Here is a 14,215-nt window from a genome sequence, read left to right as displayed (position 1 = left end):
GCAAATGATTAATTTTATAATGGAGCTATGATTCTAGCGCAAGAACGTCCATTCACCCTAAAAATCATCACAGGTTTAACTTCAATAAACTATTCCGTAAGCCATCGATAGTAATTGGCTTGGTAACAATATCGTTCATTCCCGCTTCTTTAAACGCAATATGTCGCTCCTGAAAGGCCTCAGCTGTTAACCCCACAATGGGTATTTCACCAAGAGTCCCCGACAGCTTTCTTATACGACGAGTGGCTTCTATACCGTCCATTACTGGCATATGAACGTCCATAAATACCATGTCGATGCCGTTTTCTTCCACCTTATCAACGGCGAACATGCCGTTTTCTACGTGAGTAACGTTGCAGTTAAGCTGCTCTAACAAGGCTTTTGCTACTACCGCGTTAATCGCGTTGTCTTCGGCTAAAAGTACGTTAATCCCTTTGCGAAGTTGGGCTGCGCCTTGTCCATTTGCATTTGAGCCGCCTTCAGTTATGTCTACCTTCAGACGACTTTTCACCATGGCGGTGACCAAGAAGTTTGACCCCTCACCCACTTTGCTCATTACCTTAATATCACCACCCAATAATTCAGCGAGCTGTTTGGCTATAGAAAGCCCGAGCCCTGTACCGCCATACTGGCGAGTGATAGACGAATCTGACTGAGTAAATTTATCAAATATGTGAGCTAAACGGTCTTGCTCTATGCCTATTCCAGTGTCTTTTACCGATATGATGAGCTTATTATCTTGGGTGTGTTTTTCAGAAGGCTTTTGTAGCTTTGCCGATATCGTTACCGTACCCTCGCGAGTAAATTTAATCGCATTACTCACTAGGTTAATAATAATTTGACGCAGCTTGGTAATGTCGCTGGTTACTGAAACATCATCGAGATTTTTACTGGAATAAATTAATCTTGAGCCATTTGCACTTGCATTGGTGCCGAGCAAGGTGATCAGATCGCTCAGCATCTCCTCAAGATTAAACTCCGCCATGTCTAGCTCTGACATTCCAGACTCAATTTTTGAAAGATCTAATACATCATTAATCACGTTCGCCAAAATAGACGCTGAAGCTTTTAAATCGGCAGCGTATTTGTGCTGTTTGTCATTTAGCGGTGTGTCTAGCAATAGTGTCGCAAGGCCCTGTATACCATTTAATGGTGTTCTTATTTCATGACTCATTACCGCAAGAAAATCGGTTTTCGCACGGTTTGCCTGCTGCGCCTGATTGACATAATCGGCGATTTCCGCAGACATCACCTCTACATCTCTTGCTAAACTACCGAGCTCATCGTCTTGCTGAACGTTAATATTTACCTGCTTATGGTCAATCGCTATTCTACTTGCGGCTTTTCTTATTTTTTCCACCGGCGCAATAACGAAGTACTGGGATACTTTTCCCAGCAGAAGACTAACTAGAGCAACTGCAAACACGGTGACTAATATAGTTAACCACGCAATTTTCGACAGCGAAGCCTGCAGCGCATCGGCTGGCTGAATAACCGTTAGCTTCCAATTCCAAGGGGAAAAGGCGGTGCATGCAAATAGGATATCTTGGCCATCGAACTGCGATTCACCAAATGCCAATTTGAAATCGCTCACGGTAATCACTGATGCATTATTGATATTGGGGCCTACTTGCACATCTAGGGTGCTGAAAAGAGTTTGCCGTGTGCTTTCGTCACTAATTAAGAAGTGCCGGCCAGTACGTTTATGCAAGCCTTCAAGTTCCTCGAACACTTCTTTTTGGTAAGCTGTTCTAAAAACCGGAACATTTTCAAGGCCTGAGTCTATTAATAGCGCTCTGCGATCCTCTACAATTTCCATCACATTGAAGGCCAACGTTTGAGTAAGTAGTTGATACTCACGCTCTCGCACAGATTCGTAAGCAATTAGATAGGCCCAGTAGCCTGTTAGCGCCATACCAACGAAAAGTATTGGTATGTAAATCGCTAATAATTTTGATTTTATTCGCATATTAACTCTTATCCATACCTTATTGATAAACGTGCTGTTCAGAGAGTTTCAGGTAATTTGAGGGTATGGGAAGTTGCAATTTAATAGCAGTGGTTACATTGACTGCCACGGTAAAATGTTCAATTTGCTCTATTGGTATAGTGCGTGAAGAACCTAGCGCTAAAATTCGCTCAGCTTTATTAGCGGCAGATACGCCAATATCTTTAGGCTGAGATACAATGCCAATGAGCGCCCCCTCCTGCACTGCCGACACACTTTCGGCAAATAAAGGCAGCAATCCAGTCTGCTTTTTTATATCTGCTATTAAATTAGGCGTTTCAATTAATGGTCCTGCAGAAAGCCAATAACCGTCGAGGGTGGTTTCTTGTGAATTCAAAAGGCTAATAATGTCTTCCTTCATTACCTCTAAACCAGCTTCTTTAGCAATATAAGGCGTTTTAATAGGAATGAACTCAATGTTCTTGTAAGCGGCTTGTCGCGCTAAGAGCGCATTTGCGGCATTAAATGAGGATGGATAAGTTGAATGAAGTAAAGCGATTTTGAATGGTTTACCAGACTGAGATGCCTCTAACACGCCGTCTAATATGTCGAGTTTCACCTTGGTATTTACCACATGGGATTCACCGGTAATATTGCGTTCGCTAGTCGCGCCAAACGTAGAAACAATGCCTTCGGTTACCGGTTCAGACACCACCATGAATAGTTTGGGGACAGGCAATAGCTCGTCATTGTTCAATACTGCGCGGGTAGCAAGGGTTGCAAGTGACACCACAAGGTCAGGGGTAGATTCGGCTAACATGTCAGATAACAGCGCATCGGCTTGCTCTACCGAACCTTCAGCGTTGTAAACGCGAAAGTGGATATCTTTATCAGGCATCAAGCGCTGTAACTCAGCTTCAAACGCAATGCGTGATTCGGTAACAATGTTTACGGGAAGCGTCTCTATTATTGCGACATCTATACTGTCTTTCCCTGAAACCGATGAAGATACGATAAGTACACAGAAAAATAAAACGTTGCGTAGTGCCATCGGCATAACTGAAAACCTGCAAAATATGTAGATTAATTCTTAGCTGCCAATAGCATAAGGTTATTACATAGATTTGCATAGATATTCGATAAAATTCTCGTATAAACTCCAAGTTTTTGGTGATATTCTTTTTAGTAATCATATAGATTACATCCTCGTCGCAATCTTCTACCGCTTCACATGTAGCAAAAACTATGTTTATTAAGCACTTTAGCGAATATGTTCTAGCCTATAGACAAAAATATGCTTTTGTCTTTTTTCTAATGCTGCTAGAAAGCGGTGTAAGCTTGGCTATTCCGTATTTTATCGGTCAGTTTTCCAGTGTTGTTCTCGACAAGCCCACAATATTTGGAATTAGCCAAACATCTATTGTTGCTATCTGGATTGGCTTAATTTTGCTACAAGCCTTAGTTCGCTATCAATGTAGCTTTCGCGTAAACATGATAGGCGCAAATATTCTATCGCTACTTAGCTGCAGGCTGTATGACCACGTACAAATGCTTCCTCTTAGCTACTTTTCCAGAAGAAAAAAAGGTGAAATACTTTCTCTAATAAGCAACGACGTAAACGTAGTCGCATACTTTTTATCGGGAATATTAAGCAGCTTGGTGCCTAGCGTGCTTATAGCATTAGGCGCCCTAGTGTTAATGGCCAGCATTAATATTTACCTTGCGTCGCTTATTGCGGTTACGGTTCCCATATTTTTCATTATGCTGAAGCTGTTAAGTCGCAGGGTGCGTCCTATTTCAGAAATGGCAACTAAGCAACAAGCTCATCTAGTAGCCCAGGCCGCGGAAAACTTTAGCACCATACAGTTACTAAAGAGCTTTGGCCGTGAAAAAATTGAAAGCGATAAATTTAAACACAGTACAAAACAAATGCTTTCGCTACGTAAAAACCAATTCCATTTACAGGCATTGTTATCACCCGTTATTCAAATGATAATTTCTATGGGCATTGTTTTTATTATTTTGGCAAGTATCGCTCACTATCGCTCGGGCGATTTGAGTATTCCTGATTTAATTACCTTATTAATGTACGGGCTACTATTTGCAAAACCGATGAGTAATCTTGCCGCCTCTTACGGTCAATATCAGCAGGCAGATGGAGCATCTACTCGTATTATCGATGTATTCGCTATTGCACCAGAGGCCACCAACGATTTAGGAAAAATACTCAACTTTAAACATGGTGATATCAAACTTTCATCGCTAAGCTTTAAGCACGAGCAATCAATACCTTTATTACACAATGTGAACGCTGAGTTTAAGGGTAAAAGTGTGAGCGTTATAATTGGTGATAACGGCGCAGGCAAAACCACACTTCTTCATCTATTGATGCGTTTTATACAACCGCAAAGCGGCAACATATTTATTGACGGGCAAGATATTCAAGATTGCAACTTAGCTTCATTAAGAAGCCACATAGCGTTGGTTTCTCAAGATGTGGCTTTATGCCACGGATCAGTATACGAAAATATTGCGTATGGAAGACCACAGACAAGTAAAGAGGAAGCTATAGACGCAGCAAAACGTGCGGGTGCCGACCGCTTCATAACCGCCCTTGAAAATGCTTATGAAACACAAGTAGGAGACAATGGGGTTTTACTATCTGCAGGTCAGCGTCAGAAAGTGTCTTTAGCACGCGCTTTGTTACTGGAGTCTAAAGTTATTATTTTTGATGAGCCAACCTCGTATGCTGACAGTCAAGGAAGAGCGGAATTTTTTGATCTTCTACAAACACAACTTTTCGAGCATACCGTTATTGTTGTTACCCACGATCACTCGTTAACAGAAGCTGCAGATGCCGTTTATCAAATTAAAGACAATCAATTAAAGACAATCAATTAAAGAAAGTAGCTTACGCAGAGCAGTAAGACAAAAGATGGGAGGAGCGACAATATATGCCAAATAAGCCAAATGCGGTGAAACTAGCAGAAAGTGCATTAGTGCAAAAAGTATCAGAAGAGATGGTTATTTTGGATGTAAATAACGGCCAGTACTATACGCTTAATGAAGTGGCTGCAGACATGGTTGAACTAGTAAGGTTAGGGAGTTCAACTGACGAAATTGTTAACGCTATTTGCTCACAATACGACGCAAAAGAGTCTGAAGTTGAAGCCGACTTGCATGCGTTGCTAGCTACGCTGTTAGACAAACAGCTTGTGTATTCAGTTGATTAATGAATATTAAGAACTACAGCCCTCTTCTGCTAATGAAAGCTTTATACACGTTAACAAAATGGCGCATTGTAGTTGGGCATGTATCGTTTAATCGCTGGAAACACCATCTCAGCGCTAAATCTTCCTCGCCAACCAGTAGCCGGCACACTGTTAGTAGTGAAAAAAAACAAGCCGACGTAGCGTTAGCACTCGAGCTGCACAGGCACATAAACTGCGTAAGAAGACACATTCCTATTAATTTCAATTGCATGCACAGATGTTTAGCACTCAAAAACATGCTGCAGCAGCACATCATATTTCCCTCTATTTGCATTGGCGTAAAAATAAATACAGAAGGTAAGCTAGATGCGCACGCTTGGCTTACGCTTTACGACGAGCTTATTAACGACACCGCAGACAATATTGTGCAATATAAAGAGATAACCGATACTCAATCGGTATCTCAACACATTTTAAATTTATGATGTGAAATTCTAAGTTAAATTTTACGATTTAAAGAGAATACCGAGAGAGCGCTATTTTAAGCTATGTGAGTCTGATACCACGACTGAACTAAAATTGCGTAAAGCAAATCTACCTGCAGGCTAGGCGCTTTACTCGCCATAACAGTATCGAACGCTTTTAATACTTTGCTGTTATCAACTAGGCCCAGATCTGCAAGACCCTCATGCTCAAGTAATTTACGCACTTCTTTTTTGTTATTCACCAATAAGTTTGCAAAGTGGCGGTCGAACACGGTTTTCTTTTGATTCCAGCATACTTGTTCAGGTAAATAATTGTTCATGGTTTGGCGAAGTAATAACTTGGGAAATTCTCCGCTAATATGCTGATGTTGCGGCACTTCAAAACTAAATTGAGCAATGTGCGAATTAAATAGCGGGTGTTTTACATCAAGGCCGTAGTTATCGAACACCGCTTGATACGACCGCATCGGATTAAATGTAGACGTTTGAAACAAACCTTCATAACGCGCATAGCGTGCTAAATTGTGTTTATCGCCAGCAAAAGGATTAGGGCGCTGCTCAGCATTAGCAATAAGTTCTTTTGCCTTATCTGTAAGCCAACTGGGTAGGACAAAAGCAGCCAATCTATCTTCAAAATGCGAACCGCTCAATGTCGATTTAACATACTGCTTCAGTGGGCCTAAAAATACACTTCTAAGCGCTTTTACTATAGGTAAATTTAGTTTTTTTGCACTGCTTATCACTTCATTAATGACCTTCCAATCTCCACCAGTAAGCCGGTCGAAATACGCTAAGCTGTGCCCCCAAAACATTTCATCGCCTCCGTTGCCAGTAAACATGGTGGTGGCATTAGTGGCTTTCATTAGGTTTGCTTCGGCATGATATTTTGGAGACAGCACAATACCTGGGCTCTGCGGATGAGATGGGTATAGGCTTGAAAAGGAATGATCTACAAAATTGTCTAATTCTAAAAAGTGGCTATTCGTTGCTGGATAAGCGTTAAGCATTGCTTTTATATTACTTTGCTCATCGGCGCTTTCTGTATTTTTATATAAATGGGAAATACTGTTAATCTTTACATCCCGTTGCTGCCTTACTTGATGGGTAATAGCCAGTACAGAGGTAGAATCCATTCCCCCACTTAATTGACAAAATACAGCGTTTTCATCTTTGTTTTTAGGAAGCAATGCATCAACACTGTGTTGCAAAAGGTTATACAGCTTTTTTTGGTTAGCATTAGAAGACAGTGGCGCATTACAGCTGCTGGTTTGCGCGTCTATATCCCAGTACACCCCCTGCTTTACCGCATTAGTGGTAGAGAGTACAGTAAACCCACCTTGCGGTACCTGGTGTACATTACTGTAAAGCGACAAGTTAGGGTCGGGCCTACCAGCTAACCAAAAGCTTAATGCAACTTTACTTAATTTGGGCTCAACAACACTTAAAATTGCTTCTATAGAAGAACTTATAATGTAGGTTTTTGGAAACTGTGTTATCTCTGCATAAAATAATGTTTGCGGATTAAAAGGCGATGTTGCTAACAATATGTTTTCGCCATTATCAGCTGGCGCAGCGGCCCTGTAATTACTGCCTAGCTCACTTAGGTTTGAGGCAACATCACTGCCAATGAGGTTTAATTTGCCATTGTCGAGATTCTTTACAGCCAAATTTGCACAATGTCGCAAATAAGAGGCAATGAAAAACGGGCTATTTTCCTCAATTTGCCAATTTAGTGCACAACTGCCCTTTGACAGTGCAACATTTTTTTCACAACCATCAAAATATACTCCATCACTAAATTTAGTATTATTATCATTACCAAGCCGATTAAAGGCCAAAAACCTCACCGTTTGAGAAAACTGAGGAGGTGAAATGGCGGTAACGTGATGGCCGTTGAAAGCTGAGTTTTCGGACATCTTTAAGGCCACGTATGCTTCAGAAGCCTTTGAATTGCGGCCAAATAATATTACATAAGCATTAGATTGCGACACAGTGATAGTATAACCTTTTCAATAAGTGCTTATACTCTGATTGCTAAAAACGTAATTTGCAACGAACTTTTCTCATGTTATCTTGCGTGCTCAGTTAACACTTTTTCTACATTAATTTGTTCACTTTTGACCTGCAGTTTTTGTTAGGTTTTTTTACAGTGACAAATTAAGCCTTATCACCGCCTTATCTAAAAAAACATAAGCCACTGTAATAGTTAAGTTTATTTTACATGGATCGTATTTTGCTTAGTCTTTAGTACTAATGCACACTTGCGTTAAATTTCACCACTTTTTACAGGGATCCGTAATATGATTCGCAAACTTATTTTGACTTTATCTTTGTTAGCTTTAACTAACGCTGTGCACGCGTCTTTAATTGTTACTAGCCCCGCAACTGGTGCCGATATGGTTGGGCTAGAAGTAACTATCAACTATGAAGACAACACGTCTAGCTCGGCCCTTTGGCAATTGGTAGCAGACAATGGTGGTTTAACACCTGTTGCTGCAGAGGGCAGATCAGGAAGAGCCTTTGTCGACGGCGAATGGGAATTGTCTCAAGCAGGCTATACACTTGGCGCTATTGATAACGGCATTTTTTATGGCGACTGGGTGCTTAATAACTTTAACAGCGTTGGTATTACAAGCCTTATCTTAAATGGGCTTTCTTCTGGCTTTGTTTTCGATGTTCTTTCAGAAAACGATGGCGGACCTGAATATACTCCGGGCTCAGGAAATGGGTTAGCGTTTGTTACTCAATTTGCTGGCGCAGTCGGTTTTTATTCAGACCAAGTCGACCCTGCTTTTGGCGATCTGTTCTATACACTAACTGTAGATTTTTCTGCCCCAGTGCAGTCGGGACAAGAAGTTGTGTTCTTCGCAGACGTAGACCAAGTTACCGTACCAGCGCCTAGCACACTAGCAATCATGATATGCGGGTTACTCATTGCAGTACGTCGTTCTTCGAAAGTACTGAACAAAGCATAATTTTATTTAGGGATTGGTAACAATGAATAATCAGACAAATCAACACAGTAAAAAAGCGTATAAAAAGCCGGTTATCGAAAACCCTGGAACGCTAGCAGAACTTACAAAAGGGTTTTCAGGAAGCATTCCTGATGAACAAGGCGGACATACAAAGCGTAATCCGTTCGAAGGATAGTGCTGGTAGCCGTTAGTAATTTTTACTGAATAACGACTCCGAATAAAGCCTTCTATATGAAGGCTTTTTATTCGACAGAAGTAGATGTTTGGGTGTAGATGGATGATTGATATACACAGCCATATTTTGCCGGGAGTAGACGATGGTGCACAAACCCTCGACGAAAGTCTTGAAATGCTTGCTGTTGCTGTGTCGCAAGGCGTAACTACACAAATATTGACTCCTCATATCCAACCTGGGCGTTTCAACAACACCAAAGCAGACCTACTCAAGCATTTTGCCAAATTCGAAACTGTGGTAAAAAAAGAAGGGCTGCCTATCGAGCTTAAGCTTGCCGCAGAAGTAAGGATAGGCCCTGAAGTCATGCAGCTAATATCTAATAACGATATTCCCTGGCTTACTACAGCATCAGGGAAAAACGTATTTTTGCTAGAGTTTCCTCGGCAAGACGTGCCTTTTGGAAGCGACAATTTAGTAAAGTGGCTATTAGCGAATAACTGCACTCCTATTATTGTGCACCCAGAGCGAAATAGAACGTTTGTTGATAACCCTAAAAAGCTTCAACCATTTATTGATTTAGGATGCCCTTTTCAAATTACCGCCAGCTCACTAACGGGTAAATTTGGAGACGATGTACAAAAAATGGCGCATTCACTGTTAAATGATGGAACAGCGAAATATGTGGCCTCCGACTGCCACAATTTAAAAGGTAGAAAGCCTGATTTAGGTGAAGTACTCAGCACATTGCCAGAAAACATTACTAAAAACGTTTTGCAGTCTACGCATTCTTTAATTTACGGACACTAACCCTTAGAGACAAATGGTATGGACACCAGCACTGAACTTTTTCAGTCAAACATGAATGTGTTAAACATGGAATCTACCCTTATAAGAGTAGCCTGTTTAGGTGTTGCTGCAGATACAAAGCAAAACATATTATCGGCTTTAAACTACATACAAATCGCCTCTGAACAAGTTCACAAGTTAATTCCGGTCATTATTGCAAACCTGCCAGATAGCTGGTTTAGCGAGCTGTCAGAGAGCCCAGCACGCTTTTTACAGCTTAAGCGCAGTAGCGACCTAGCAATGCAGCTCGCTCACCGAGCGCAAATTGAAGAAGTTGCAGCACTGAGTGCAAAACATAACTTTCCGCTCATTTTATTAAAAAGCTCAGCGCTTAACGCAAACCTATATACGGTAGACGCTCCAAGGGGCTGCAACGACTTAGATATTTTGGCTAACCCAAACGATTGGAAACGCGCCCAAAGTGTATTTTCAAACACGTTTACCTACACGGAAAAAGAACAGGCCGACGTATTTGGCGATTTATATGAAGAATCATATAAGCCTAAAGGCCCGGTTGGATACCCCATAGACTTACATAAATCGCTGTGTCACCCGTATTTATTTGATGTTGATTACCAGCATTTGTGGAGTACAAGTAGCGAACACCCATTTTATAATAACTCGCTAATAAGAACCCTAAGCCCAGAGTATCAGCTAATACACCTTGCTATACATGGGTTTTCTGACATGAGTTTTAAAACCTATGCGCTGTGTGATGCTTACCGGTTACTTACGTCACCACTATTTAATAAACACACCTTTACCCACCTTGTTAAAAGCAGTGCAGTAAAGGTACCTACCTATCACCTTCTTTCAAACCTATTCACCGTGTTGCCAGAAATAGCTGACACTACCCTGCTTAAAAAAATAAAGCCAAACGCGCTGCAGCTGCGCATTAGCTATTGGCTACTAAAGAAAAGAAATAAGCTTGAGAATGGTTTTAAACAAAAGGATTTTCAATTCAGACTTCACCAAGTGTTCTGTATGCATGTGTTCACTGGGGAATTCTTTAAACCTCTAGCATTACAGCTTTTGTTTATACGAATGAACTTAAGCCAAATGCTAAATAAAAACACAAAAATGAGGGCCGCAAAATGAAGTTCATTTTAAATGGAAAGAAAAAGGCTTTAGCTAAGCTCAATATTGTGAAAACAGGTATTGTGGACTTACACGATATTAGTTTGCAGGACACAGTAAGCAAAATAGATGACTTGTCGAAAAGCGATACATTGGAAACCGTAATTACTCCAAATATCGACCACTTGGCAAGACTTGCTCAACAAACTAGCACTTCTGAATTGCTGCATATATATGAGAACGCGTCGTTAAAACTGTGCGACAGCCGTATATTGCAAAAAATGCTGTGGATGAAGTTGAAGCGAAAGATTGAGGTAGTACCCGGCAGTACGCTTACCGATGAATTGTTTAAATCTAGTATGATTACCACCAAAAAAGTGGCAATTATTGGTGGCGAGCGTAGTGTTTTTGATAAGCTTGTAATAAAGTACCCGCATCTTAATTTGAACCATTACAACCCACCTATGGGCTTTATAAACAATGAGAGCGAAGTGCAAAAAACCGTAGACTTCTGCAAGCAAATAAACGCAGATGTGTACTTTTTAGCGGTAGGCTCTCCACGACAGGAAATACTTTCAGAGCGCATGAAGCAAAGTAATGTTCGTGGTGTGGCACTATGCGTAGGCGCCTCTATCTTATTTTTAACCGGCGACGAAAAGCGGGCACCTATGTGGATTCAAAAAGCCCACATGGAATGGTGTTATCGCTTGCTGCAAAAGCCTCAAATTTTAACCAAGCGTTATTACCAAAACTTTCTTTGGCTAACGAATATATACCGAGCAATTTAGTAGTATGCCCAATAGTTTTGCCTACATAGCGCTGTTAGCGTGGCCGTTATTAGCCTTGCTTTTTTATAGAAGGTTTGATGCGCTAACAGCCTCCTTTATTACTATTGTAGGCGGCTATATGTTTTTGCCCGCTGCTACTGTTATTGACCCTCCTTTATTACCTGCAATGGGAAAAGACCAAATTGCAGGAGTGAGTGCATTGATCGGTTGCTTGTTTATAAAGCGCCTGCAGATTCATTATTTCGGACGAACTAATCTACAAAAGTTTTTAATCCTTTTTCTGACAGCTATTCCATTCATCAACATGTTTTTTAACACCGAACCCGTATTTGACGGCGAAAAATTCAACCCTGGTTTAACACCGTATGACTCTATAGCATCGGTAATCGCACAATACTTGTTTTTGCTACCCTATATAATCGGTATAAGTGTAGTAAGTTCATCTAAAGATGTAACCAAGCTAATAAACTTACTTGTATCTGCGGGCCTTATTTACAGTATTTTTGCGCTTGTTGAAATAAGGTTAAGCCCTCAACTACATACATGGATTTACGGGTTTTTCCCCCACTCTTTCGCCCAACAAGTGAGGATGGGTGGGTTTAGACCCGTAGTGTTCATGGGGCACGGGCTATTAGTTGCCATGTTTTTTATGTGTTGTGCATCTCTGGCTTTTATCAAGGCACGATACATGAGAAGTTCTCGTCCTACTTTAGATTATTCTGTTTTTGCATTTATAACTGTAGTGCTTTTACTTTGTAAAACTGTGAGTGCTTTTATCTGGTTACTCGTATTCTTTGCCATTTTCTTTATAGCTCGATATATCAGTACAAAAGTTTTTTGGGCACTATTTTTTGTTTTCCTTGCGTATCCCTTACTTTCAATAGTGGGGTTCATTCCCTATGAATCGATTTTGGAAATTGCATCTTCGTTCAGCGAAGATAAATATGGCTCATTAAAATTACGTTTTATGAACGAAATCCAGTTACTAGCACACACTCAAGAAAAATGGTTTATAGGCTGGGGGGGATGGAACAGAAACCGCCTTCACGACTCCGTTACTGACGGTTATTGGATTATTGCTTACTCAAAATATGGTTTCTTCTATTTTGCAGCAATTTTTAGTTTATTCGTTGCACCAGCATTAAATGGATTTACTTCCTTTAGTAATAGTCTGACTTTAAATCTTAAGTTATTTATTTCACTAATTATTCTTTCAGTTGTTGTAATGTTCGATCAGTTAATCAATTCATCTTTAGGCCATTCTTGGCTTTGGCTTATTGCCGGGTTAACGGCAGAATTAATTAGAAAGCAAAGTTTTGAATATAATCGAAATCGTTATCAACAAGATTGTAAAACGAGCAAACTAGGAGAGGGTGCCTAATGACAGCAAAGCACAATGTTTTAATCATAGCTGAAGCTGCAAATCCAGAGTGGGTAAGCGTACCTTTAGTTGGGTGGTCAATTTCCAATGCTATTAGACAGAAACATAATGTACATATCGTTACTCAAATAAGAAACAAGGCAGCCTTCATCAGGGCAGGCCTAGTCGAAGGGAAAGACTTTACCGCAATAGATAGCGAAAAAGTTGCAGCTAAAGTTTATAAAATTCTAAAGTTGTTAACTAAGGGAAAGGGAGTAGCGTGGACACTCGCGACTGCACTGACTTCTTTAATTTCATATCCGTATTTTGAAAAACTTGTATGGAAGCAGTTTGGAGAACTTATTAAAGCAGGCCACTACGATATCGTGCATAGAGTCACTCCACTCTCCCCAACAGCGCAGAGTAAAATATCTAAAAAATGTAGAAAATATAAGGTGCCATTCGTCATGGGACCTTTGAATGGAGGAGTCCCTTGGCCAAAAGGTTTCGATGGTGAAAGAAGGAGAGAGAGAGAATGGTTATCTTACGTACGTTCAGTATATAAACTCTTACCCAGTAGAAATTCCACTATTAAAAATTCGTCGTGCATTATAGTGGGCTCTTTGCATACAAAAAGCGAAATACCAACCAAGTACCAAAATAAAGTAATTTACATACCAGAAAATGGTGTTGACTCAAAAAGATTTAATAGAAACGCGCAGTTAGAAATCAATAGCCCGATAAAATGTTGTTTTATTGGAAGATTAGTACCTTATAAATGCCCTGACGTACTTCTTATCGCCGCTTCACCACTAATCAAAGAAGGGTTAATAACTTTGGATATAATTGGCGACGGTCCAATTCGCAATGAACTTGAGGCAATATCACGGGAATTAGAAATAAGTGCCGGAGTCACTTTCCATGGTTGGTTAGAGCATCAGGAAGTTGCAAATACTGCCCAAAGATCAAATTTATTAACATTTCCTAGTATACGAGAGTTTGGTGGTGGTGTTGTTCTTGAGGCGATGGCATTAGGCCTGGTTCCGGTAGTTATAGACTATGCTGGACCAGGAGAGCTTGTAAAAGCAGATACCGGCTACAAAGTCCCAATAGGCACAAAAGGTGAGTTAATTGATTCATACAGACAGATGCTTATAAACATAGCTAGTTCACCATCAGAGATACTAGAAAAGTCTGTGAATGGAAAAGCTCAGATTGATGCAAAGTACCTCTGGGAAAGAAAAGCGGAACAAGTAACTGAAATTTATGATTGGATACTTCGCTCTAAGACTAAGAAGCCAACCTTCTTTTAATAGTTAACTAGAACTTTTGCCTCATAAATTTTTTAT

Annotated in this window: 13 protein-coding genes; 10 read left to right on the top strand and 3 right to left on the bottom strand. The window is 40.5% G+C overall.

The features are described from left to right. Nucleotides 1-67: 67 nt before the first annotated feature. Nucleotides 68-1,969, bottom strand: a complete 1,902-nt coding sequence (locus O9X84_RS03930; RefSeq protein ID WP_269518268.1) for an ATP-binding protein — start codon at nt 1,967-1,969, stop codon at nt 68-70. Between the two features lie 19 nt (nt 1,970-1,988). Further along, complete coding sequence (locus tag O9X84_RS03925; protein ID WP_269518267.1) at nt 1,989-3,005, bottom strand: ABC transporter substrate-binding protein; 1,017 nt, start codon at nt 3,003-3,005, stop codon at nt 1,989-1,991. Between the two features lie 188 nt (nt 3,006-3,193). Here O9X84_RS03925 and O9X84_RS03920 point away from each other — a divergent pair, with 188 nt between their 5' ends. Genes O9X84_RS03920 through O9X84_RS03910 form a run of 3 tightly spaced genes read left to right on the top strand, consistent with a single transcriptional unit; the run spans nt 3,194 to nt 5,645 of the window. After that, nucleotides 3,194-4,849, top strand: a complete 1,656-nt coding sequence (locus tag O9X84_RS03920; protein ID WP_269518266.1) for an ABC transporter ATP-binding protein — start codon at nt 3,194-3,196, stop codon at nt 4,847-4,849. Between the two features lie 53 nt (nt 4,850-4,902). Further along, nucleotides 4,903-5,181 carry a PqqD family protein gene (locus tag O9X84_RS03915; protein ID WP_269518265.1) on the top strand — a complete coding sequence of 93 codons (279 nt, stop codon included), beginning with the start codon at nt 4,903-4,905 and terminating at the stop codon, nt 5,179-5,181. Next, nucleotides 5,181-5,645 (top strand): lasso peptide biosynthesis B2 protein, encoded by a 465-nt coding sequence (locus O9X84_RS03910; protein ID WP_269518264.1) that lies wholly within the window; start codon nt 5,181-5,183, stop codon nt 5,643-5,645. Before O9X84_RS03915 ends, O9X84_RS03910 begins: the two co-directional genes overlap by 1 nt. Before the next feature lie 56 nt (nt 5,646-5,701). Here O9X84_RS03910 and O9X84_RS03905 read toward each other — a convergent pair whose 3' ends face one another. Next, nucleotides 5,702-7,561, bottom strand: coding sequence for an asparagine synthase-related protein (locus tag O9X84_RS03905; RefSeq protein ID WP_269518263.1), 1,860 nt, complete (start codon nt 7,559-7,561; stop codon nt 5,702-5,704). Nucleotides 7,562-7,945: 384 nt separating this feature from the next. Here O9X84_RS03905 and O9X84_RS03900 point away from each other — a divergent pair, with 384 nt between their 5' ends. From O9X84_RS03900 to O9X84_RS03870, 7 genes are all read left to right on the top strand, one after another. Then, nucleotides 7,946-8,620, top strand: coding sequence for a hypothetical protein (locus O9X84_RS03900; protein WP_269518261.1), 675 nt, complete (start codon nt 7,946-7,948; stop codon nt 8,618-8,620). A 22-nt stretch (nt 8,621-8,642) separates the two neighbouring features. Next, nucleotides 8,643-8,795 (top strand): putative RiPP precursor, encoded by a 153-nt coding sequence (locus O9X84_RS03895; protein WP_269518260.1) that lies wholly within the window; start codon nt 8,643-8,645, stop codon nt 8,793-8,795. 102 nt (nt 8,796-8,897) lie between these two features. After that, complete coding sequence (locus O9X84_RS03890) at nt 8,898-9,602, top strand: tyrosine-protein phosphatase (protein ID WP_269518258.1); 705 nt, start codon at nt 8,898-8,900, stop codon at nt 9,600-9,602. Nucleotides 9,603-9,620: 18 nt separating this feature from the next. Next, nucleotides 9,621-10,739 carry a nucleotidyltransferase family protein gene (locus tag O9X84_RS03885; protein ID WP_269518256.1) on the top strand — a complete coding sequence of 373 codons (1,119 nt, stop codon included), beginning with the start codon at nt 9,621-9,623 and terminating at the stop codon, nt 10,737-10,739. Beyond that, nucleotides 10,736-11,506 carry a WecB/TagA/CpsF family glycosyltransferase gene (locus tag O9X84_RS03880; protein WP_269518255.1) on the top strand — a complete coding sequence of 257 codons (771 nt, stop codon included), beginning with the start codon at nt 10,736-10,738 and terminating at the stop codon, nt 11,504-11,506. Before O9X84_RS03885 ends, O9X84_RS03880 begins: the two co-directional genes overlap by 4 nt. A 4-nt stretch (nt 11,507-11,510) precedes the next feature. Then, the gene (locus O9X84_RS03875; RefSeq protein WP_269518254.1) at nt 11,511-12,887 is read left to right on the top strand and encodes a hypothetical protein; all 1,377 of its coding nucleotides are present in this window, start codon (nt 11,511-11,513) and stop codon (nt 12,885-12,887) included. Then, nucleotides 12,887-14,179 (top strand): glycosyltransferase family 4 protein, encoded by a 1,293-nt coding sequence (locus tag O9X84_RS03870; RefSeq protein WP_269518252.1) that lies wholly within the window; start codon nt 12,887-12,889, stop codon nt 14,177-14,179. Before O9X84_RS03875 ends, O9X84_RS03870 begins: the two co-directional genes overlap by 1 nt. The last annotated feature ends 36 nt before the right edge of the window (nt 14,180-14,215 follow it).

Source organism: Alteromonas sp. BMJM2 (assembly GCF_027257845.1).
Classification (GTDB): domain Bacteria; phylum Pseudomonadota; class Gammaproteobacteria; order Enterobacterales; family Alteromonadaceae; genus Alteromonas.
This window is presented reverse-complemented; position numbering and strand designations above follow the sequence as displayed.

What these genes read in the sequence shown, in the direction of transcription:
- O9X84_RS03895 (WP_269518260.1), top strand. Translation starts at nt 8,643, where the DNA reads ATGAATAATCAGACAAATCAACACAGTAAAAAAGCGTATAAAAAGCCG.
- O9X84_RS03925 (WP_269518267.1), bottom strand. Translation starts at nt 3,005, where the DNA reads ATGCCGATGGCACTACGCAACGTTTTATTTTTCTGTGTACTTATCGTA.
- O9X84_RS03880 (WP_269518255.1), top strand. Translation starts at nt 10,736, where the DNA reads ATGAAGTTCATTTTAAATGGAAAGAAAAAGGCTTTAGCTAAGCTCAAT.
- O9X84_RS03915 (WP_269518265.1), top strand. Translation starts at nt 4,903, where the DNA reads ATGCCAAATAAGCCAAATGCGGTGAAACTAGCAGAAAGTGCATTAGTG.
- O9X84_RS03900 (WP_269518261.1), top strand. Translation starts at nt 7,946, where the DNA reads ATGATTCGCAAACTTATTTTGACTTTATCTTTGTTAGCTTTAACTAAC.
- O9X84_RS03885 (WP_269518256.1), top strand. Translation starts at nt 9,621, where the DNA reads ATGGACACCAGCACTGAACTTTTTCAGTCAAACATGAATGTGTTAAAC.
- O9X84_RS03920 (WP_269518266.1), top strand. Translation starts at nt 3,194, where the DNA reads ATGTTTATTAAGCACTTTAGCGAATATGTTCTAGCCTATAGACAAAAA.
- O9X84_RS03930 (WP_269518268.1), bottom strand. Translation starts at nt 1,969, where the DNA reads ATGCGAATAAAATCAAAATTATTAGCGATTTACATACCAATACTTTTC.
- O9X84_RS03905 (WP_269518263.1), bottom strand. Translation starts at nt 7,561, where the DNA reads ATGTCCGAAAACTCAGCTTTCAACGGCCATCACGTTACCGCCATTTCA.
- O9X84_RS03870 (WP_269518252.1), top strand. Translation starts at nt 12,887, where the DNA reads ATGACAGCAAAGCACAATGTTTTAATCATAGCTGAAGCTGCAAATCCA.
- O9X84_RS03890 (WP_269518258.1), top strand. Translation starts at nt 8,898, where the DNA reads ATGATTGATATACACAGCCATATTTTGCCGGGAGTAGACGATGGTGCA.
- O9X84_RS03875 (WP_269518254.1), top strand. Translation starts at nt 11,511, where the DNA reads ATGCCCAATAGTTTTGCCTACATAGCGCTGTTAGCGTGGCCGTTATTA.
- O9X84_RS03910 (WP_269518264.1), top strand. Translation starts at nt 5,181, where the DNA reads ATGAATATTAAGAACTACAGCCCTCTTCTGCTAATGAAAGCTTTATAC.